This is a genomic window from Paraglaciecola aestuariivivens (assembly GCF_052983255.1).
Genome location: NZ_JBRKBA010000004.1, coordinates 147,651 through 169,354, shown reverse-complemented (window position 1 = coordinate 169,354; position 21,704 = coordinate 147,651). Strand labels below are relative to the sequence as shown.

Sequence of the window (21,704 nt, the reverse complement as noted above, 5' to 3'; positions counted from 1 at the left end):
ATTCACTTTGTGTCAGATTATTGACCCACTGCACTGACGATTTTTATTTGTTTGTCGTCCGGAATTTCCTGATACGACAACACATGCAATCCATTCACTGAGTGTTTTAAAAACTTCGATAGCACTGGCCTTAACATGCCAGATGTCAGTAATACTGCTGGCTCGCCAGCTAATTCTTGTTGTTGAGCGGCTTCATTTAATGAACCTTGAAGACGTTCTGCCAACCCTGGCTCTATGCCAGCCCCATCCGCTCCACCTGCTTGTAATGACTGGTGCAACATTTGTTCCAACTCTGGAGCTAAGGTAATAACAGGGATTTCTGCAGCTCCACCGTTAATTTCTTGAATAATGAGGCGTTTTAAGGCGATACGTACAGCCGAGACCAATACATCTGGATCTTGACTCTTAGGTCCAAACTCACACAAGGTTTGTACAATTGAACGCATATCGCGAATTGGTACCCCTTCGTACAACATAGTTTGTAGCACTTTCACTACTGTACTTAGCGGTAGAATATCTGGTACTAAGCCTTCAACTAATTTAGGACTGTTTTTAGCTAGCAAATCTAACAATTGCTGTACTTCTTCGTGCCCTAATAATTGATAAGCATTATTGGTTAATAGCTGACTTAAATGCGTAGCTACCACAGTAGCCGCATCTACTACCGTGTAACCTAAGGTTTGAGCATGCTCTCTTTGACTGGCTTTAATCCATACCGCATCTAAACCAAAAGCCGGATCTTTAGTGACTTTTCCGTCTAATTTGCCAAATACTTGGCCTGGATTGATGGCCAGTTCATCGTCATGGCTCAGCTCTGCTTCGCCTACAGTCACCCCTAACATAGAGATGCTGTAGTTATTTGGGCTTAAATCTAAATTATCTCGAATATGCACAGGAGGAATTAAAAATCCCAATTCTTGCGAAAGCTTTTTACGCACCCCTTTAATACGGGTTAGTAACTCTCCACCTTGGGCTTTATCCACTAAAGGAATGAGGCGATAGCCTACTTCTAACCCTATGGTATCTACATGTTGCACATCATCCCAACCCAACTCTTTGATTTCTGCGGGTTGCTGACTTTGACTAGTTGCAGGGGCAAGCACTTCTGGTTGCTGAGCGAGTTTTTGTTTACGCCAATGTAAATAATAAGCATACCCCCCCACTAAGGCACTAAAACCTAAAAAGGCTATGTTTGGCATGCCTGGCACTATACCCATTACAAATAAAATACCTGAAGTAATATATAGCGCCTGCGGATTACCTAATTGTTTAGACAGCTCGCTCCCCATTTCTTGGGAATCGTTTTCGCGGGTTACAATAATAGCGGTGGCAACCGATAACAATAACGAAGGAATTTGTGCTACTAAGCCATCTCCTATGGTCAATAGGGTATAGATTTCTACTGCATTACTAAAGGTTAGATCGTGCTGGATGATCCCAATAAACAACCCGCCTATTATGTTGATCAACATAATAAATAAACCGGCTATGGCATCACCTTTCACAAATTTTGAGGCACCGTCCATTGAGCCATAAAAGTCAGCTTCGCTAGTAATTTCAAAGCGGCGTTTGCGGGCTTCGTCTGCGTCAATAAAGCCCGCATTTAGATCCGCATCTATTGCCATTTGTTTACCTGGCATGGCGTCTAGAGTAAAACGCGCGCTTACTTCAGATATACGCCCTGCACCTGCGGTTACCACTTTAAAATTGATGATCAATAAGATGGCAAACACCACTATACCTACGGCATAATTTCCGCCAATTACCACTTCACCAAATGCCTGAATTACCTTTCCTGCCGCGTCGCCCCCTTCGTGCCCTTCTAGTAATACAATACGGGTTGAAGCAACATTTAATGCCAAGCGCAAAACGGTAGCGATAAGCAAAACCAAAGGAAAAATACCAAAATCCACTGGCTTTTTAGTAAACACAGAAACCAAAATCACCATTAACGACAGGGCAATATTAAAGCTGAATAAAATATCTAAAAGAAAGGCCGGCATGGGCAAAATCACCATGCCCATAATGGCTAATAACACCAAAGGTGCGCCTAAACCTGAGGCGATAGATTTTACTTGGCTGCTATCGAAGCGATTTAAATAGGAGGCTAATTGCATAAACGAAAAATTGACGCTTTGTTAGAGTTAATCTTATTAAAACAAGACAAAGCAACTAGTACGCCAAGTATGAAATTTATAAGGGTTTAATTTGCTAACCGGCAAATAAATTACGTTTCACAGCTTAGCGTCTTAACTCAGGAGGGATAGGCAAGTTAGTTTTTAAAGGTTTAGGACGCTTACCTTTACCTTGTTTAAAGGCTTTAAGTTGATAAACATAAGCCAAGACTTGTGCCACTGCCATAAACAGTTTTTCAGGAATTTCATGATCCGCTTCAGTAGAGTAATAAATTGCCCTAGCCAGCATAGGTGAAGCCACAATAGGTACGTCATGGGCGGTAGCAATAGTTCGGATATGCATGGCCATTTCGTCTACCCCTTTGGCCACTAAGGTAGGCGCGCGAGTTCCTAATTGGTCATATTTTAGTGCCACTGAGAAGTGAGTGGGGTTAGTTACCACCACATCTGCATTAGGTACTTCTTGCATCATGCGATTTGCCGCGGCTTGATATTGTAATTTACGAATACGACTTTTAACTTGAGGATCACCATCGGCATTTTTGCGTTCGTCTTTAACTTCTTGCAGTGACATTTTCATTTCTTTGTTGTGCTTGTGGCTTTGGTAAGGCACATCAAAAATCGCAATAGGGATCAGGGCGCAACACATAATTAAAAATCCCCAAGCAATCAGATCCATGGCATGGAAAAGGTTGAGGGGGTACAGTTCTAAATCAAGGTGCAAGGCTTCGTCTTCAAACATAATTAAGGCCACATAAGCCATAGCGGCCACCACCACAAATTTGGCTATGGCTTTAAATAACTCCACCACACTGTTCATGCCAAACATACGTTTAAACCCTGCTATAGGACTAATTTTTTGTGCTTTAGGGGCGGCAGAATCCCAAGTGAAGTTATAGCCACCTAGGGCAATGTTTCCATAAATACCCGCAGCAGTCACAATGAGCATATACAACAACACTGGCCAAGTGATGGTTTCAATGGCAAAACCCCAGGCTTGAAACATGTGAGTCCAATCGTAGGTTTCATCACGGGACAAAGTAAAAGTTCTTTGGGTCACTTTAAAAATGGCCGTGGCGATTTGCGATCCCATAATTAAAAAACAAATGGCGCTGGCAATTAATACCAAGGCAGTTGACAACTCTTTAGATCGGGCTATTTGACCTTTCTTGCGGGAGTCCTCAATCTTTTTGGAGGTGGGTTCTTCGGTTTTTTCATTTGCATCAGACACGTCTTACCTCCTCAAGGGCATACCAACACTAATTGGCACATCATGTTTTGTGCTCTATCCCACATAATTTCAAAGTGGTGTGTTAGGTTGTCTAGGGTTAGCCAAATAATTAATAAGCCCATAATTTGGGCAATGGCAAAACCAATACTAAAAATATTGAGCTGAGGCGCGGCTTTAGTCATTACCCCAAAAGCTAAATTCACAATTAATAACGAAACTATTGGGGCAAGCGACAAGGTAACAGCCGAGATAAACATCCAACCTGCCCAATGGGCAATATCTCTAAATTGCTCAGGGGCAAACCAGGCTTGGCCTATGGGAAAGGCCTCAAAACTCATAACAACCATGCGGATCATGGCTAAATGCCCATCTAATGCCCAAAACATTAAGGTGGCCAAAATTAAATAAAACTGCCCCACTGCTGGCACATTGATCCCATTGACCGGATCAACAATAGACGCAAATCCTAAACCTGTTTGCAAGGCAACTATCTGTCCTGCTAAAACAAAGGTGTTTAACACCATATTAGAAATAAAGCCTAAGGCCACACCTATGATGATCTGCTGGATAACCAACAAAAATGTTCCGACAGAAAAGACCTCTTGCACTGGCACAGGGGGGATCACCGGCATAATTAACAAAGTTAAAAACAGGGTTAATAAGGCTCTGGTGGTCGGCGCTACACTCTTTGCACTTAAGCCCACCATAGAAGCAAACAAGCCTGAAATACGCATAAATGGCAGCAACAAGTCGGCCAAATATTGAGTAATGGTGCTGCTTGCAAATTCCATTGCTTAACCTTGCCTAACGCTAACTGGCATGACTAACCTACAACCTCTGGAATGCGTTCTACCATAGTAAAAGTAAAATCCATTAGCTGCTGTACTAACCAATGCCCACCCCAACTTAAGGCTAACAAGGTCACAATTAAGCGCGGTAAAAAACTCATGGTTTGTTCGTTAATTGAGGTAGCCGCTTGGAACACCGCTACTATTAAACCCACAAACAAACTAGGTAAAATTATCGCCGACACTAGCAAGATCACCATGTGTAAGGCTTCTTTTAATATTTCAACAAAGACCTCTGGACTCATAATTTCACCTCAATCAATACTGTATTTGTAGAAAACGGCATGTTTTGCATAGGTCAGCCCATACCAAAACTATTGGCCAAGGTGCCAAATATCAGGTTCCAGCCATCCACCAGCACAAACAGCATTAATTTAAATGGCAAAGAAACAATCATGGGCGACAACATCATCATACCCATGGCCATCAAAATTGAGGCCACCACCAGATCGAGGATCAAAAACGGAATAAACAACATAAAGCCAATTTGAAAAGCGGTTTTTAATTCACTGGTAACAAAAGCTGGGATCAATACATTCATAGGTACGTCAGTGGGATCTTGAAATTGTCCATCCATGCCACCAATTTGCACAAAGGTTTCTAAATCTTTCACTCGGGTTTGTGAAAGCATAAAAGCTCTAAGAGGCTCTTTACCTAACTCATAGGCCTGAATAGAGGTAATCTCTTCGTTTAAATAGGGTTGCAGTGCGGTGTCGTTTATTTTTTCAAAAACCGGCGCCATAATAAACATCGACAAAAACAAGCTCACCCCAATTAAAATTTGGTTTGACGGTGATTGTTGTAAACCTATGGCCTGACGCAGAATAGACAACACAATAATGATGCGGGTAAAGGAGGTCATCATCATCACAAAGGCCGGCAATAAACTTAGGGCCGTCATTATGGCCACAACCTGCAAAGTCATGGTGTATTCTTGGCTACCGTCTGGGTTGTCGGTTAAGGTTAAGGCAGGAATACCAGGCTGTGCATAGCTATAAAAACTTAGGCTAGTTAAAGCGATGAATAACAACAAAGATAAAGACTTTTTCATTAGTTTTTACCCTTAACATCAGACTGTGCTTCATGGCTCGAGGCTTGCGCAGGGTTTTTACCGGCCATAAACATAGCCAACTTATCTTTAAAGGAGTCTTGCCCAGTTGCACTCTGAGTCGTTATAGGTGAATTTAAGGTCGCTAGGTGATTAATATTATGTGCCGTCACGCCCAATAAATGCTGTTCGCCCCCAACCTCTATCACCATGACTCTTTCTTTAGTGCCGGCCATCATAGAGGCCACAACTTTCATATTGGACGTACCAGTATGAGTGACATTAAACCGACGCATAATGAACGCCAGCATAAAAACCACGGCCAAAACCAATAATAAAGACAAAAAAATTGACACTATTGATGCGGGGTTAGACAGACTTTCAGGCGCAGAATAGGCCTTAAAAGGGAGCATAAAACATGGGCTCATGAACACCCAAGCCCATGTTTTATATGAGTTTTGTTTACCTAAGCTTTTTGATTCTTTCCAGTTGACTAATAACATCAGTTAATCGAATACCAAATTTATCGTTGACCACTACTACTTCTCCATGAGCAATCAACGTGCCATTTACTAAAACATCTAATGGCTCTCCGGCAACTCGATCAAGTTCTACCACAGATCCTTGATTTAACTGCAATAAATTTCGAATACTAATATTACTTCTGCCCACTTCCATAGAAATGGTCACGGGAATATCTAAAATAGTGTCAAGTTTACGTTTTTCTTTAGGGCCTATCTCTTGATCACCATCAAATTCTTCTAATTCGGCGACTTCTGGGCCAGCGGCTTTATCAGCATTCGCTTCTTCTTCGGCCTGCTCTGCCATGGCTTCTGCCCAATCGTCCATACCTTCTTCTTCACTCATAATTTACTCCGTACTCACTCGACTCAAGTTTTACCAATCGTCTTCGAGAGATTGCAATTCGGCGTCGCTGTCAATTCTTCGACCACCTTTGGTTAATAGTTGTAGCTCAGACTTCACTGAAGTTGGGCGTGGTATTTTTTCGGTAATTTTTAGCGCCACATTGTCTCGAGAACGCCCTAACTTAGCTCTAAAAGTGGGCAAATCTTCAATTAACACTGTGATGTGTTCGGGCATTTCTATGGGAATAACATGCCCTGCTTCTAATTCCATTATTTGTTGTAGTGGCAATTGCACATCCATCATATGAGTAGAAAGTTGCACTTGCACATCCATAATTTCGTCGCGTAAGGCCTTACTCCAACGTAAATCTGTGTCTTCTTTGTCGCTTTGCACCCCAGCATCTAACAATTCACGTATCGGCTCTAACATCGAATAAGGTAAAGACACATGGAAGTCACCGCCGCCGCCATCTAATTCAATGTGGAATGAACTGATCACCACTACTTCGGTTGGACTAACAATATTGGCCATCGCAGGGTTCACTTCAGAGTCTAGGTATTCAAACGACACGTCCATCACTGGCGCCCAAGCTTCTTTGTAATCTTCAAAAATCAGCTTAAGCAACATTTGAATAATACGACGTTCGGTTGGGGTAAATTCCCGTCCTTCAATTTTGGCGTGATAACGCCCATCGCCACCAAAAAAGTTATCGACTAAAATAAATACTAAACGTGCTTCCATAGTGATCAAGCCCGTTCCTTTTAACGGACGAAAGCGCACCATGTTCAAACTGGTTGGCACAAATAAGGTGTGAATATATTCACCAAACTTAATCATTTGAATGCCGTTAATCGAGACTTCAGCCGAACGTCGCATCATATTAAACAAGCTCACACGCATGTGCCGTGCAAAGCGCTCGTTGACTATTTCTAGGGTTGGCATGCGCCCGCGCACAATCCTGTCTTGTGAAGAAAAGTCGTATTCAATCGCAGAGCCATCTGACTCGCTTGACTCTATCTCTTCTTCTTCAACATCATCAACGCCATGTAACAGGGCATCAATTTCGTCTTGGGATAATAAATCGCTCAACCTAATTCTCTCATTTTATAAAAAGTGGTTATTGCATCACAAAGCCGGTAAACAAAACTTCTTCTACTGTGGTTTCGCCGGTAATCTCTTGCATTACTTTTTGTACTTCTTTTAACGCACTGTCGCGAATGGCAATTTTGCCAGCTTCAGTAACTAAATCATCTGCATTTGCGGTACTAAAGGTTTTTAATAAGGTGCCTTCAATTAACGGAATATGCATTTTTGCTTGCTCTTCGTTATCTGAGCCTCGCATCATGAGCTGTACTTTAATTTCAACTAAACGGTCCCGAGTAGAGCCAGGGACATTAAATACAAAGGGCCGTGGCATAGCCACATACAAAGCCGTGCCAGTTACAACCGGAGCAGCTGCTGCGGCTTCTCCTTCGGCCATTGGCTCACCTTCTACTGCCACTTCTGGTTCTTCTCCGCCCATTAAAAAGAAATAAGCTCCACCACCACCCGCTAGCAGTACCACCACAGCAACAATAATAATAATTAACTTACTTTTTTTGCCGCCTTCTTCAATTTGTAGTTCTTCTTCAGCCATGCTGCTCTCTCAAAAGATTGAATGCTAAGTCTATTATCCGCGGCAAATCAAAATTGGCAACGTTCAACAGACATTTAATTGCGGGTTTAAACAAAATAATCAATGCCTCCTAAGGCGCCATTCACTATTGACTGTTGTGCCACAAGTTGCTCGTTTGATTCAGCCTCAGCTTCATCAGGCATAGCAGAGTTGGCTCCATGCGCCAATTCGCCTTGTTCATCAGGGCTTTGCCCATTGTCTTCTTGTTGCACAGAAGACTGACCTAATTCGATGCCTTTTTCAGCCAACATCTCTTTAAGTCTAGGGGTGGCTGTGTCCACTGCATCTCTTGCGTGTTGACTTTGCACCACAAAGTTGACTGTGGCCGTTTCGCCAGACATAGCGACTTTAACTTGCACCGAGCCTAGCTCGGCAGGATCTAGCCTTATTTCAGCAACCAAGTTTCTGGTATTCACCATCCAACGCACTTTTTCAGCTAGTTGCTGATGACCTTCTGGCTTAGTGATATTAATGGCCTTATCTAACTTAGTGTCTAATTGATTTAGATGCAGTTGCTTGGATTGTTCAGCTTGCACTTGGCCGACATCTTTCACCATAGCTTGGTAGCTGTGATCTTGACGCTGATCCATGGCGCGGCTCAAACTTTGGGCAAAATCAACTAACTGCGAAACACTTTGAGTCACTTGCTCTACATTAGGTGCCACTTTATTGGCGCTAACGGGATCCGCTATTTTTGCTAAGGCATCTGACACTAAGGTTTTTAAATCTAGGCCTGGCTCTCTACCTTTAGCCATTTGTTGTTTAAATTCTTCTACCCCAGTTTTAAGTACACTAATAAACTCTTTTACATGGCCTTCTGCCACATTAGAAACACTTAACTGCTGTGCTTGCATCTGCGGGCTAAGCGCCTCTGCAGAGTCTTTATCTTGGGATAATTGCGCAGCTATATGAGCCAAAACTTTGTTTAGTTTGGTTTCGGGAAGCTGTGCAATTTGAGCTAAATCACTCGGGGTTTTAGTTGGCTGAATTGACGGTTTAACTGTTGGTTTAAGTGCCTCAGCCGCCGCATTTAGTTCAAGGGTTTGTTCTGCTGCTATGACCTGATTCACAGCTGACTTTTGGCCATTGTCTAAAGATTGCTGGGCTTTAGATTCGACTTGTTGTTCAACTTGTAGGTGTGTTTTGGTTTCTAGCCCTAGCTTGTTTGGTAAAGCGGCACTTTTATCTGCCACTAAAGTTTGGTCCCCCCCCTGATTGCCTGCGGGTTTATTAGGCTCAGTTAACAATTCTTTAAGCAAGGCCTGAGTGTCAGCCTTAGTTAAATCTAGCTCAGCAATAGGCACGGCCTTATTTAGCTGTTGTAGCTTGATATCAGGAGCCTGCTCAAACTGCTTTACGCTAGCTAATAATGGGGCTTGCTCTGTTTGCGTTGCCCTGTTGCTCATAGATGGGTCTGATTGCTGTTTTAACTCATTCATTTGTTTTAGCATGGCTGCCAATAAGTCAGGCTGAGCTAAGAGCTTTTCAAGCACTTGTTCTTGGCTTGGTTGTTCGCCTTGATTACTAGGTAATTGGCTAAGGATAGTGCTGATCCCTTCTTGCATCAGCGCCAAACTTTGGGTGTCTATTTTAACTTTATCTGTTATTGGCAAAACTTCATTCTGTGCCTGAGTGGGCACTGCCGCTATATCTTCAGTTGCTATATCTTCAGCTGCTAATTTTTGCTGATTTGGGGTTAATTGCGCTAACAAAGGGTCGGCATGTTCAAGCTCAGGCATAGTATCAACCGCAAGTTGCGTTAAGCTGATGTTTTGTTCTAATTCTTTGTTTTGCTCTGGTTGCTCGCTCACTTTGGCGGCGAGTTGTTGTAACTTTTCAACTAAATCAAACCATGTTTGGCTACTTTCTTGGACTTGCTCAGCCTCAGCGCTTGATAAAGCCAAAGTTTCAGCCTTTTGCTCTGCAACAATCTTTAACTCATTGGCTGTTTGCGCACTTTTATCACTACTTAAATTTTCTTTGCTGGAGGTAACTGGCTTGTCTTCGTGCACCTGGGTGTCTAAGTTTTTGCTTAATGAGCTTTCATCTAATTGCTCAGCTTGTTGCTGGCCTTGCTCGGCTGCTAATGCTTGTGCGTCAGTCGAGGAGTTAGATGACTTTATCGCTCCAGCTTGGGCTAAGTCTGGTGCGCTTTTAGTGTCAACTGGCTCTGGAGTCTGAGTTGCTCTTGGCGGCTTACTCACCTTGTCCAGTTGCGACTGACTTTGCTCTTGCAACATTTTAGTAAATTGTGCCTGTGTATCAGAATTTGAGTTGGCATTGGCTTCACCACCTGTGGCAAAAGCGGCAATATCTGATAGCGCAGTGGCAACTTGTTGCATCATTCTTAACTTTCCCTCGAACTCTAAATAAGTTCGCTAACCTATTGAATTAAATGACTTTAAGTTAAAAGCCATGGATTTATTGGCCTGTATAAGCTGATATTGAGTAAGTAAAAACAGCTATTTTTTGGCATTTGCTAAATGAAAGAGCAAAGACCATTCCACTTCTGTTTAAATTGGCGGGAAATCTGATTATTTACGAACGAATTTCTGTAGAGAGAGCTCATCTAACAGAGCTTGTTCGATTCTTTCTTCTTGCTTAAGTTTAGCTTTTTGTTGCTTATCTAGTAGCATTTCAACTGCTTTTCTTTTGCGTTGTTGGGCTAACCATTGCATGCGCCTTTGGTCGGCCACTAATACGGCTTGGTTCACTGCCTGCATTTGCATTTCGCAGGCTTTATCTAGTTTGCCAATAAATTGCTGATGCTGGCCAAAGGTTACACTGCCCACCCCTTGCTTAGCTTTGAGTTGGGCTTGACGTAGATAATCGAGTCGGTAGTTTTCAAGTCCTGACAGTTTTTGCTTATTACTTTGCGCCGCTTGCTGAGCGAGTTGAAAGTCTTGGACTAACTTTTGCTCCTTTTTACGCTCCCACTCTGCCACTATTTGTAGTTGAGACTGTGCCATTTATCTGCCTAACCTTTGCCCAGTCCACCACTTAGGGTAGACATGTCTGTGATACTTTGTTCAAAATTTAATACCTGTTGCATACCTTGTTGCAAAAAAGCATTAATGGCTGGTTCGGCATTTATCGATAAATCAATGCGAGGATCTGTGCCTTTGGTGTAAGCCCCTATATTGATTAAATCGCGATTTCTTTGGTAAGTGGAGTACACCTGACGAATTCGTCTGGCCGCTTGCACATGCTCATCTGACACCACTAGAGGCATAACCCGGCTGATTGATGACTCAATGTCGATAGCCGGATAATGCCCCGAATCTGCTAATTCTCTAGACAATACTATGTGCCCATCTAAAATCGCCCGTGCGGCATCGGCTATGGGATCTTGTAAATCATCCCCTTCAGTTAATACGGTATAAAAAGCGGTAATTGAGCCTTGGTTTTCAGCACCATTGCCGGCTCGTTCAACTAAGGCAGGTAAGCGCGCAAATACTGAAGGTGGATAGCCTTTAGTCGCGGGTGGCTCGCCAACGGCTAAGGCAATTTCTCGCTGCGCCATGGCATAACGAGTTAACGAATCAATTAATAAGAGTACGTTTAGGCCTTTATCTCTGAAGTATTCGGCAATAGTTACTGCGGTTTCACAGCCTTTTAAACGCATTAATGGCGAGGTATCTGCCGGCGAAGCAACCACCACAGACTTTTGCCGCTCATCATCACCTAAAATATCTTGAATAAACTCTTTAACTTCTCGGCCCCTTTCACCTACTAGCCCCACTACTACTACATCTGCTGCTGTGCCCCGAGTCATCATGCCCATAAGCACACTTTTACCCACACCACTACCGGCAAATAATCCCATGCGCTGCCCCAAACCTACTGTTACTACAGAGTTTATGGCACGCACTCCCACATCTAGCGGTTGAGTAATAGGTTTACGTAACAAAGGGTTCATTGGTGGACGAGTTAAAGGTACACGTTTTTCGGCCTTAACTGGGCCTAAGCCATCTAAAGGTTGGCCATTGCCATCTATCACTCGGCCTAATAATTCCATGCCTACCGCCAGACCTTGCTCGCGGTTTAACGGCTGTACGCGTGAGCCGGGCACTATTCCTTTAACCGCTTCGGTAGGCATAAGGTAAGTGACATCTTCAGCAAACCCAACCACTTCGGCTTCAATTTCACCATCTACGGTTTGAATTAAACACTGACTACCCACTGGCATTTGGCAGCCTACCGCTTCTAGCGTTAAACCAATTCCTCGGACTAATTTACCCGAAGCTACCACTGGAGCTTGTGGCACTTGCTCTTTTAGTTGTTTGATCCTGTCTAACATGCCAGTGGTCATAAGTTACTCGTCACTTTGACTAACATGACTTAGCCCTTGCTCAAGTAAAAACTTATCAATGACATCTTTGCACCTGCGCTCAATAGACACATCCACCGCATTGGTTTGAGTCACTATTTCACAACCTCCAGGGCTTAACTCAGCAGACTCCACCAAATCCCAATTGTGCTTAGCTATATCTTCTTCACTAAAATGATTTTTTAGCAAAGTGATGTCGTCTGGATGTAAACAAATTTGATAGTGTTTTTCTTGAATAGGTAAGGCTTTAAGCCCTTCTCTTAATGCCTGAAAAATCAGGTCCTGATTAGTTTTAACTTCAGCGCGGATCACCCCTTTAGCTAGACTCACAGCTAACAAAACCAACTCTTTTTCAAGGTTTTGTTCAACTTGCGCTACAGGATTTTGTAGCGCATCAATAAGTGCCACCCAGCTACTAATTTGCTGCTGTATTTGTTCTTCACCTGTGGCAAGACCTTGGCTAGTGCCTTCTTCAAGACCTTTTTCTAAGCCTTCTTGATGACCTTTTTCTAATCCCGCGGCATAGCCTTTGTCATATCCCTCTTGTTGCCCTTGAGCAAAACCTTCGGCATGAGCAGCAGCACGTATGGCTTCGATATCTTCTGCAGTGGGTGGCTGAATGTCTTCAGGCTCTTCTGGTGGTTCGTACTTCCAATCAGATTTACGATTCAGCGCATTAGTTGGCTTGTTTTCGTCTTTTAGGTGACTGTCTTCAACAAAAGGCAGATCCCAAGCTTTAACGTTTTCTGGCGACGCTTTAACTGTCATATAAATAAGCTCTTATGCTCTGTGGTGCGGTTATAAGAACTCATCACCACCACCGCCACCCAGCATAATTTCACCGGCATCAGCCAAGCGTCGTGCCACAGAAAGAATTTCTTTTTGTGCAGTTTCCACTTCACTAATACGTACAGGGCCCATGGCTTCAAGATCATCCAGCAACATTTCGGCTGCGCGTTTAGACATGTTTTTGGTAATTTTATTTTTAAGTTCGTCTTCTGCGCCTTTAATGGCTTTAAGCAACGCTTCTTGTTGTACTTCGCGTAAAATAGACTGAATGGCTCTGTCGTCAACATCGGCCAAGTTATCAAATACAAACATCAAGTCTTGAATTTGTTGACTCATTTCTTCGTCTTGCTCGCGGATAGCATCCATTAACTGACCTTCGATATTGGTATCTAGGTAGTTCATAATGTCGGCTGCTGATTTTAAGCCGCCCATTTTGGCAGCTTGTGTACCGGCTTGACCTGCAAATTGTTTTTCCATTATCTCGTTCAGCTCTTGCAATGCGGCAGGTTGTACTTCTTCTAAGTTAGCCACACGCATCATAAGATCTAAGCGCACTTTTTCTGGAAATTGGCTTAAAATCTCAGCCGATTGTTCGGCATCTAAGTACGACATCACTATGGTTTGGATCTGCGGATGTTCGTTACGAATAATACTGGCCACTTGTTTAGAGTCCATCCATTTTAATGAGTCTAAGCCTTTGGCCCCAGATCCCATTAAAATTTGGTCTATTAGGTTGGCGGCTTTATCTTCACCTAAGGCCGAAGTTAAAGCACGTTTCACAAAGTCTGTGCTTTGGAAACCTATGGTGCTGTAGTTTTGGATCTCTTCGATAAAGTGTTTATGCACAGCGGTAATTTTAGGCTGAGTCATATCATCGATTTGCGCCATGGCTTGACCCAACTTTTGCACTTGTTTGGGCTCAAGATGCTTTAATATTTGCGCAGCATCATCTTCTGATAAGCTCAGTAATAAAATAGCGGCTTTATCCACCCCTTCTAATTTACTGACGTCATAGCTTACTTCTTCGGTTGGTTGTTCTTCAGCCATGTTCTAACCTTTTACCCAATAAGAATTTAAATTTGTATTATTCATCTAATAACATCCAGTTTTTCACCACTTGTGAAGATAGCTCAGGCTCGTTAGCAACTAGCGCTCTTACGGCTTTTAGCACATCTTCATCTTTGTGTAAGTCTGGCAGCATAAAGGTACCATCAGCGGCGAAGCCTACTTGTGATTCATCAAACTCTTCGGCTAACAAGCTGATGGTTTCATCACCTAAGTCTAGACCTTCATCAGCATCTGTATCATCTGATTTCACATCATCTGGGTAAATAAGCTTGCGAACCATAGGTCTAACCACAACCAAGATTAACAGCGCTATGATAAATATGCCGCCGCCAAGCTTAAGCAAGGGTAAAAACTTGGGATCTTCCCAAAACGGCATTTCTACTGGTGCCACTTCACCTTCGCGACTAAAAGGAATACTCACAACTTCTAAAGAGTCACCACGAGTCACATCAAAACCAATGCCACCTTGCAATAAACGACGAATATCTAACAATTCGGCTTGTGGTCTAGGCACGCTAGTTTGCGTACCATCTTCGGCAGTAGTGGTGATATAGTCTAGCGCCACTGAAACACTTAATCGACGTATTACCCCTACCTGTTGCTTGGTATGGCTAACAGTAGTGTCTAATTCGTAATTACGGGTTTCTTCTTTGTGGTTACGCCCAGGGGTAGTACGAGACGCACCTGTGCCTACAGCTTGTTCGGGAATATTCGATTCAACTGGGGGTTGATTGGTTAACGCCCCAGGAATACCAGCTATCACTCCACCAATACTGTTATCTTCTATTGTCATTTCACTACGAATAGCAGGCAAATCTGGGTTGTAGCTGCGCTGAGTTTGCTCAACCGAGGTAAAGTCCATAGTGACATCAGCTTGGGCTGTGTAATTTCCTAAACCTAATACTGGTATTAATATTGAGTCTATTTTTTCTAGGTATTCACTTTCACGTTTTTGCTCTAATTCGTATTCTTTGCGTGAACGCGCAGATTCCGCCCCTTGCGAGCCAGAATTCAACAAACGTCCATTACTATTAGTCACTGTTACCCGGTCTGGCTCTAGGCCTTGTACTGCTGAGGCCACAATATCAATGATAGAATTCACTTCTTCACTTGAAATCATCGCTCCACGTCTAGTGGTGACTACTACTGTTGCACTGGCTTTTTTCTCGCGTCTTGCAAACACATTTTCTTTAGGTAAAGCCAATAAAACTTTAGCCCGAGACACCGCATTCATTTCTTCTATAGTTGACGCAATTTGTTTTTCTCTGGCATGTTTTAAACGTTCTTTTTCTACCCTTTGACTGACCCCAAACCCCATATCTTGCATGATGATGTCGGTACCAGCCGAATCACTTTGGCTAATGCCTTGACGGGTCATACCTAATTTAATGCTTTGGTATTGCTCGCCACTCACGTAAACCGTATTGCCTTCTAAGCGATAGTCAATTTGCGCTTGATCTAAATAATCTAGAGTTTCGATTAACTCTTGGGTTTCCATAGTCGCTAAAGGACGATAGTCAGGCTCGTGCGCCCAGATCAAAATAAAAATGGCAATGACCACACAGATCACTAATGCCACAACTAAGGTAATTTGACGGAATAAATCTGGACTGCCTATGGAGTCCATAAAACCAGATTTTTGCTCTGGCACTGAGTCATCTGAGTACATATCTGTACCCGTATCACTCATCGCTAATTCTGTACTTGCTGCTTCAGCCACGCGTTAGCTCCTAAACTGGCATATTCATTATTTGTTTATAGGCATCAAGTACTTTATTTCTGACTTGAACTGTTGCTTCAAAAGCAATGCCGGCTTTTTCTTTGGCTACCATCACATCGGCCAAGCTTAAGCTTTTATCACCCATATCAAATGCTATGGCTTTTTCTTTAGAGTCCAATTGCAATTCATTCACCGTACCAACGGCTTGACTAAGTAGAGCGGCAAAGTTCTGCGAAGACGGATTACCGCCAATAGCATTAGACTCGCCCAACCCTAACTTGGTCTGCTCGGCCATGCCTTGTAATTCTTGATAAAGAGACTGTGCTTTAATGTCCATAAGACGCTCCACTTGCCAATTTGCAATTTAACTTTTGCTTTAACTAACTAGTGTATTAGCAAGGTGAATGCCAAATTAAAAATAACAGCAAAATTAATTTTATTGTTATTTTTCAATAACTTGAATAGGTAGACGTGTGTAATTTTAACGTCATAAAATTGACTCTTAGTTAAATCAAACAAAAGCGCCGCAAGCGCACCACCAAGTCAAAGGTTATGCATAGCTGCATTTAATTAAGTCATAGATAAAAAAAGCCACCGTATAAACGGTGGCTAAAGGGGTACAACTTAAGTGTGTTAGGCGGGTAAATCTATGCCAACTTCGCGCATTTTAGCTAATTTGTACCTTAGGGTTCTAGGACTAATACCTAAGCGCTCGGCCACATCTTTACGTCTACCTTTACAACTTTGCAGGGTGTCTAAAATAATTTGATGTTCTTGCTGTCGTAACTCTGAGCCTAACTTGCTGTTATCTTCTTCTTGAATCTCTAGCTCAGAAGTCACTGGATTTGCACTAGGCATATCCTGTTCGATCATAAGATCTTGTGCATCAATTTGCTGGCCATCTGATAATATCAGTGCACGTTGGATCACGTTTTCTAGTTCGCGCACATTACCTGGCCAACTATGTTGCAATAACTTACTGCGACCAGCAGCGGTGAGTTTAGCAATGGCACTGCCCTGTTTTAGGCAATGACGATCTATTAAATGTTCGGCTAATGGAATAATATCCCCAGCCCTTTTATCTAAAGGTAACCAGGTTAATGGAAAAACATTTAAGCGGTAGTATAAATCTTCTCTAAACTCTCCAGCATCAACCGTTTGTTTTAAGTTACGGTTACTGGTTGCTATGACTCTTACATCTAACGCTATGGTTTTACGACTGCCTAAGCGCTCTACTTCTTTTTCTTGTAAGACCCTTAACAATTTCACTTGTAGGTTGAGAGCCATTTCACTGATTTCATCTAGCAAAATAGTGCCGCCTTGGGCTTGTTCAAACTTACCTGGGCAAGCCTGCAAGGCACCGGTAAATGCGCCTTTGTCGTAACCAAACAAAGTGGCTTCAAGCATGTTTTCGGGGATCGCCGCGCAATTAATGGCCACAAAAGGTTGCTGGCTACGAGCCGATTGATCGTGAATATAACGGGCTAAAACTTCTTTACCCGAACCACTAGGCCCTAACACCATAACGGTCGCGTCTGAGCGCGCCACTTTTTTGGCTAAAGCTAATAATTGCAAACTACTGGGATCATCAACCACAGGAGTACGCGACTCTACTTTTTGTGCAGGTGCGTATCTGCCAACTAAATTTAATAACACTTCTGGAGCAAAGGGTTTAGATAAATAGTCGGTGGCACCATCACGCATGGCCTGTACGGCATCGTCTATGGTGGCGTAGGCGGTCATGAGTAAAATAGCCAAATTAGGATATTTAAGCTTAATATTTTTTAATAAAGTTAAGCCACTCATGCCCTCCATTTGAATATCACTTACCACTAAATCAACACTTTGTTCGGCCAATTTAATCATAGCCTGTTCGCCACTGTCGGCTTCAATCACTTGGTATCCACCTAACATTAGGGTATCAACTAGGGCTTCGCGTAAACCAGCATCGTCCTCAACTATCAAAATTTTAGATTGGGTCATATATTAGCTCCCCGCTACACGAGCGTAGTGTTGTTGCGATTGAGTTTCTGCCACATTAGCTTGATTGGTATGTGTCGCTTGTGTGGTTTTAAAGATGGGTAATGACAAGGTAAAACAGGCGCCACCTTGCTTTTGGTTGTGTACTTGAACGCGGCCTTGATGTGACTGAGCCACACTTCTTACCACTGCTAGGCCCAAACCTGTGCCGTTACTTTTAGTGGTATAAAAAGGTTCAAATAAGCGCTTTTTATGCTTTTCGGCAATTCCTGGACCATTGTCGGCTACACATAAATCAACCCAGTCTGGATTATTTACTTGGGCAGTGGCGCTAAGGGTAATAACCGCATTTTGTGGTTGTACAGTAAGGGCATTGTGGATCAGATTTTGTAAAGCCCCCGCTAAGGCGGTTTTATTGCCCATAATAACAACATCAGGATCAGGTAAGGCTAGGGTTAACTTAGCTTGATGTTTTTCAAGCATGGCTTCTGCACCTAGTTGAACTTCTGTGATCAAACTAGATAGTGAAATTTCACTGATCACTTGTTGTTCGCCACTTTTAGCAAACAACAACATATCATTCACTTGGCTTTCTAAATCGCGTAAGCGCGACACCAACTTGTCGCTGAATTTTTCTCTGTGAGTTTGATTTAAGGTGTTATTCGACAGATTTGCTGCATACAACATGGCCGCCGATAAAGGTGTCCGAATTTGATGGGCCAAAGATGCCACCATTTTGCCAAGTGACGAGAGTTTTTGCATATGGCTAATTCGTTGTTGTAACTGTCTGGTTTCGGTCAAGTCAGTTAACACAATCAACTGACCAGGCTCTTGCTCAAGGGGGGTAATAGATAACTTCACTTTACGCCCATCAAAAAGAGACACTTCGTGTCCATCGTCGGCTTGAGGTTTAAAAGAGCGAGCTATAATAGTTCGCCATAATTGGCCTTCTAGCGGCTCACCTAACAAAGCTTTGGCCAAGTTATTGGATTGTTTAACTACCCCTTTGCCATCCACCACAACGACTCCTGCGGGCATCACTTGTAACAAATGTTGCAATCGCGTGGCTTGCAATCTAAGGGCTTCTAGCTCTTGACTGTTTACACGGCAAGACGCAGCGTCTGGATGAATATCCACGGCGTTTTTTGCACCTGCTGTTACGTCAATGGAAGAATTGCCATGCATGTTTTGTGTCCCCATATGTCCTCACGTCAAAACTTAGACAGAATCATTACAGCTGGACTAAAGCACATGCCATGCCAACAGGGATAATCCTGATAAATCAGTAGGTTAGACTATAAGAACGGAGTTTTTGAGGGTCAATAAAATGACACCAGTGACAGCTTTAAAGCAGAATGCTTAAGATTACTCTTTGCTAATATTATATTTGCGCATTTTTTCTACTAAAGTGGTACGGCGCATTCCTAAGGCATCGGCGGCTCTGGCCACTACCCAATCTTGTTGCTCAAGGGCTTGGCTAATTAAGCTTACTTCAAGCTCAGAAATATACTCTTTAAGGTTTAATCCTTCGGCAGGAAAATCTGTTACTAGCTCAGTTGAGCTACTGCTATCATCGGCCTCATCAGCTTCATCATCACAGGCCCCAAACATAGCATTAATGGCTTCACGCTCAAGTAATTCGTCTGGGTAATCAGGCTCATAGCTATCCGCATCTAAGTGTTGATATTTATGCGGTAAATCCCCTACATCTATTAGCTGATTGGGGTACAAAATCATTAAGCGTTCAACTAAGTTAGATAGCTCACGCACATTGCCTGCCCATTTATGCTCCATCAGTGAAGTCAGGGCATTTTCGGTAAATTTAATTTGGGCGTTGTCGATTTCTAGGCGCGAAACTAACTCTTGTAACAACAGCGGAATATCTTCTTTTCGCTCACGCAGAGCGGGGCTGTCGATTGGAAACACATTTAAGCGGTAGTATAAATCTTCTCTAAATTGGCCATCGGCTATCATGCTTTCTAAATCACGATGAGTTGCGGCAATCACCCTAACGTTACATTTTATTGGCTTAGTGCCCCCTACTCTTTCGTAGGTGCGTTCTTGCAATACACGTAGCAGTTTAACTTGCATCTGCAGCGGCATGTCGCCAATTTCATCTAAAAATAAGGTCCCGCCTTCGGCGAGCTCAAAACGGCCTTTTCTGGCTCCAACTGCTCCAGTAAAGGCGCCTTTTTCATGCCCAAAAAGTTCGCTTTCTAATAACTCACCAGGAATAGCTCCACAGTTAACCGGAATAAATATACTGTCATTGCGGTTAGATAAAAAATGTACATTGCGGGCGATCACTTCTTTACCTGTGCCCGACTCTCCTAAAATAAGTACATTTGCTTCGGTTGGCGCCACTTGTTCTATGAGGTGCCTCACACTTTGAATTTGACTACTTTTACCCACTAAACTGCGAAACAAGCGAGTTTTATTGTGCACACTGGTTTTACTGGCAGGTTGACGACGTTTGTATTCTTGGCACCTGTGCAACATTTGGGTTAAGGCTGGATATGTAACAGGCTCGCATAGCGCCCCCACTAAATTAGCTTGGGCGTCGAAGTTATCTAAGTCACTAATAAACACAAAAGGATGCTGAGGAAATTTTTCGCTGATATCTTGCGCCAATTCAATTGAGGGCGCGTCTATTAGCACGGCTTTAATATCGTTTTTTTCTTTTAAGGTTTGCACAGCTTGGGCAAATAACACTTCGCTACTTGGCTCCCCAAGAAAGGTAAGAATGGTACTTAGATTATTTGCCCGCGCAATGTCAGAACTAATAATCAAAATATTACTCATGCAAATCTCAGCCTTAATTTTTATTCTAATGTACTGTATTGGTTATGATTTTAACCTTTCAATGTGGGATAGCAATATTATTTAAGGCATTTTTTATTTGCGACTATTTTTCGCACAAATTAGCTAAAAAAAGCCCTAAAACACAAAAAAGCAGTAAGCCAGCCTTTTTAGAAGTGGTAATGGAAGACTTGGGCTAGCCATTTAACAATGACAAAACTTGACCCTGTTGTTGATTGGCCATGCCTTGCACCGCTAAAGTAGTTTGACTCAAAATACTAGCCTCTACATTGCTAGATACCGCTTGTGCATAATCTGTGTCTTGAATTCGACTTCTTGCTGCGGCAACATTTTCGTCGGCTTTACTTAGGTTTCGAGCGGTACTTTCAAACTGGTTTTGAGTGGCACCTAAATCAGCCCGAGCAAGGCCCACAAACTCAGCGGCACTATCTACCGAGGCTAAGCTTTGTTCTAGATCTTGTGGGTTAGATAAATCAATATTGAGTAAATCGTTTAAGCCTGCGCTCACATCTTGGGTGTTAACCGCTAACTTTTGACCACTACTGGCCCCGACTTGAAAATTAATTTCGCCGTTTTGACTTAACAATGGTTGCCCAGCAAAACGCGTTTGTTCGATGGATTGCGCAATATTGGCTTGACGCTGGCTAACTTCTGCTTGTAATGCTTGGCGATCTGAATCACTTAAAATGCCATTGCCAGATTGTATTGTGAGTTCGCGAATACGCTCGATATCTTGATTAATTCCAGCTAACCCCCCTTCTGCCACTTGGGCTAAGGACACCCCATCAAAGGCATTGGAAATGGCTTGTCTGTTGCCTTCAACTTGAGTGGTTAAACGGTCGATAATTTGCTGTGCGGCGGCACCGTCAGAGGCACTATTAATGCGCTTACCCGAGGCCAATTTTTCCAGTATGGACTCTTGTTTATTTTGCACTTGTTGCAGTAAAGACCCGTTACTGTCGGAATTTAGATTAATCATTTGAGTTACCTCTATTACCTTGCTTAAGAATAGCAGTAACTAGCAAGCTGTGTAAAATCTAGCCAATTAGACCTAAGTACAGATGTTAATAACTGATTAGCCAATTCTAAGCTCGAATTCTACAGAGTATTAGTTAGTTTCTATTTGAAATTTCAGTGACTTAGCTTTTTTTAGCGAGGCCGATAGCTTAATATAAGCCAATAAAGCGCTAGCG

At 42.8% G+C, this 21,704-nt stretch carries 20 protein-coding genes; all 20 read right to left on the bottom strand.

Features of this window, described 5'->3' with window-relative positions; genetic code table 11:
• Positions 1-17: 17 nt before the first annotated feature.
• The 20 genes from flhA to ACVCDT_RS07560 all read right to left on the bottom strand — a co-directional run bounded on the left by flhA (position 18) and on the right by ACVCDT_RS07560 (position 21,490).
• Positions 18-2,117, bottom strand: coding sequence for a flagellar biosynthesis protein FlhA (gene flhA, locus ACVCDT_RS07655; protein ID WP_447132181.1), 2,100 nt, complete (start codon positions 2,115-2,117; stop codon positions 18-20).
• A 124-nt stretch (positions 2,118-2,241) separates the two neighbouring features.
• Positions 2,242-3,366 (bottom strand): flagellar biosynthesis protein FlhB, encoded by a 1,125-nt coding sequence (gene flhB / locus ACVCDT_RS07650; RefSeq protein ID WP_447132180.1) that lies wholly within the window; start codon positions 3,364-3,366, stop codon positions 2,242-2,244.
• Between the two features lie 11 nt (positions 3,367-3,377).
• Complete coding sequence (gene fliR / locus ACVCDT_RS07645) at positions 3,378-4,157, bottom strand: flagellar biosynthetic protein FliR (protein ID WP_447132179.1); 780 nt, start codon at positions 4,155-4,157, stop codon at positions 3,378-3,380.
• Positions 4,158-4,189: 32 nt separating this feature from the next.
• A complete protein-coding gene (fliQ, locus tag ACVCDT_RS07640; RefSeq protein ID WP_447132178.1) occupies positions 4,190-4,459 on the bottom strand; it encodes a flagellar biosynthesis protein FliQ in 270 nt (89 codons plus the stop codon).
• A 53-nt stretch (positions 4,460-4,512) separates the two neighbouring features.
• Entirely contained in the window at positions 4,513-5,265 is a 753-nt protein-coding gene (gene fliP, locus ACVCDT_RS07635; protein WP_447132177.1) for a flagellar type III secretion system pore protein FliP, read from the bottom strand.
• Positions 5,265-5,558: a flagellar biosynthetic protein FliO gene (fliO, locus tag ACVCDT_RS07630; protein ID WP_447132176.1), complete on the bottom strand. Its 294-nt coding sequence runs from the start codon at positions 5,556-5,558 to the stop codon at positions 5,265-5,267. The genes fliP and fliO overlap by 1 nt, the downstream gene beginning before the upstream one ends.
• Positions 5,559-5,724: 166 nt before the next feature.
• Complete coding sequence (gene fliN, locus ACVCDT_RS07625) at positions 5,725-6,129, bottom strand: flagellar motor switch protein FliN (RefSeq protein ID WP_447132175.1); 405 nt, start codon at positions 6,127-6,129, stop codon at positions 5,725-5,727.
• A gap of 30 nt (positions 6,130-6,159) precedes the next feature.
• Entirely contained in the window at positions 6,160-7,218 is a 1,059-nt protein-coding gene (gene fliM / locus ACVCDT_RS07620) for a flagellar motor switch protein FliM (RefSeq protein ID WP_447132174.1), read from the bottom strand.
• Positions 7,219-7,246: 28 nt separating this feature from the next.
• Complete coding sequence (fliL, locus tag ACVCDT_RS07615) at positions 7,247-7,765, bottom strand: flagellar basal body-associated protein FliL (RefSeq protein ID WP_447132173.1); 519 nt, start codon at positions 7,763-7,765, stop codon at positions 7,247-7,249.
• A gap of 86 nt (positions 7,766-7,851) precedes the next feature.
• On the bottom strand, positions 7,852-10,149 hold the full coding sequence (locus ACVCDT_RS07610; RefSeq protein ID WP_447132172.1) for a flagellar hook-length control protein FliK: 2,298 nt from the start codon (positions 10,147-10,149) through the stop codon (positions 7,852-7,854).
• A gap of 189 nt (positions 10,150-10,338) precedes the next feature.
• Positions 10,339-10,773, bottom strand: coding sequence for a flagellar export protein FliJ (gene fliJ / locus ACVCDT_RS07605; protein WP_447132171.1), 435 nt, complete (start codon positions 10,771-10,773; stop codon positions 10,339-10,341).
• A gap of 8 nt (positions 10,774-10,781) precedes the next feature.
• The gene (fliI, locus tag ACVCDT_RS07600; protein ID WP_447132170.1) at positions 10,782-12,116 is read right to left on the bottom strand and encodes a flagellar protein export ATPase FliI; all 1,335 of its coding nucleotides are present in this window, start codon (positions 12,114-12,116) and stop codon (positions 10,782-10,784) included.
• A 3-nt stretch (positions 12,117-12,119) separates the two neighbouring features.
• The gene (fliH, locus tag ACVCDT_RS07595; protein WP_447132169.1) at positions 12,120-12,902 is read right to left on the bottom strand and encodes a flagellar assembly protein FliH; all 783 of its coding nucleotides are present in this window, start codon (positions 12,900-12,902) and stop codon (positions 12,120-12,122) included.
• Positions 12,903-12,932: 30 nt separating this feature from the next.
• Entirely contained in the window at positions 12,933-13,970 is a 1,038-nt protein-coding gene (fliG, locus tag ACVCDT_RS07590; RefSeq protein ID WP_447132168.1) for a flagellar motor switch protein FliG, read from the bottom strand.
• Between the two features lie 37 nt (positions 13,971-14,007).
• Entirely contained in the window at positions 14,008-15,711 is a 1,704-nt protein-coding gene (fliF, locus tag ACVCDT_RS07585) for a flagellar basal-body MS-ring/collar protein FliF (RefSeq protein WP_447132167.1), read from the bottom strand.
• A gap of 10 nt (positions 15,712-15,721) precedes the next feature.
• Positions 15,722-16,048: a flagellar hook-basal body complex protein FliE gene (gene fliE / locus ACVCDT_RS07580; RefSeq protein WP_447132166.1), complete on the bottom strand. Its 327-nt coding sequence runs from the start codon at positions 16,046-16,048 to the stop codon at positions 15,722-15,724.
• A 296-nt stretch (positions 16,049-16,344) separates the two neighbouring features.
• On the bottom strand, positions 16,345-17,694 hold the full coding sequence (locus ACVCDT_RS07575; protein WP_447132165.1) for a sigma-54-dependent transcriptional regulator: 1,350 nt from the start codon (positions 17,692-17,694) through the stop codon (positions 16,345-16,347).
• Between the two features lie 3 nt (positions 17,695-17,697).
• Positions 17,698-18,891 carry a sensor histidine kinase gene (locus tag ACVCDT_RS07570; RefSeq protein ID WP_447132164.1) on the bottom strand — a complete coding sequence of 398 codons (1,194 nt, stop codon included), beginning with the start codon at positions 18,889-18,891 and terminating at the stop codon, positions 17,698-17,700.
• Between the two features lie 165 nt (positions 18,892-19,056).
• Positions 19,057-20,493, bottom strand: a complete 1,437-nt coding sequence (locus ACVCDT_RS07565; protein WP_447132163.1) for a sigma-54 dependent transcriptional regulator — start codon at positions 20,491-20,493, stop codon at positions 19,057-19,059.
• Between the two features lie 193 nt (positions 20,494-20,686).
• Positions 20,687-21,490, bottom strand: a complete 804-nt coding sequence (locus tag ACVCDT_RS07560) for a flagellin N-terminal helical domain-containing protein (RefSeq protein ID WP_447132162.1) — start codon at positions 21,488-21,490, stop codon at positions 20,687-20,689.
• Positions 21,491-21,704 lie beyond the last annotated feature (214 nt).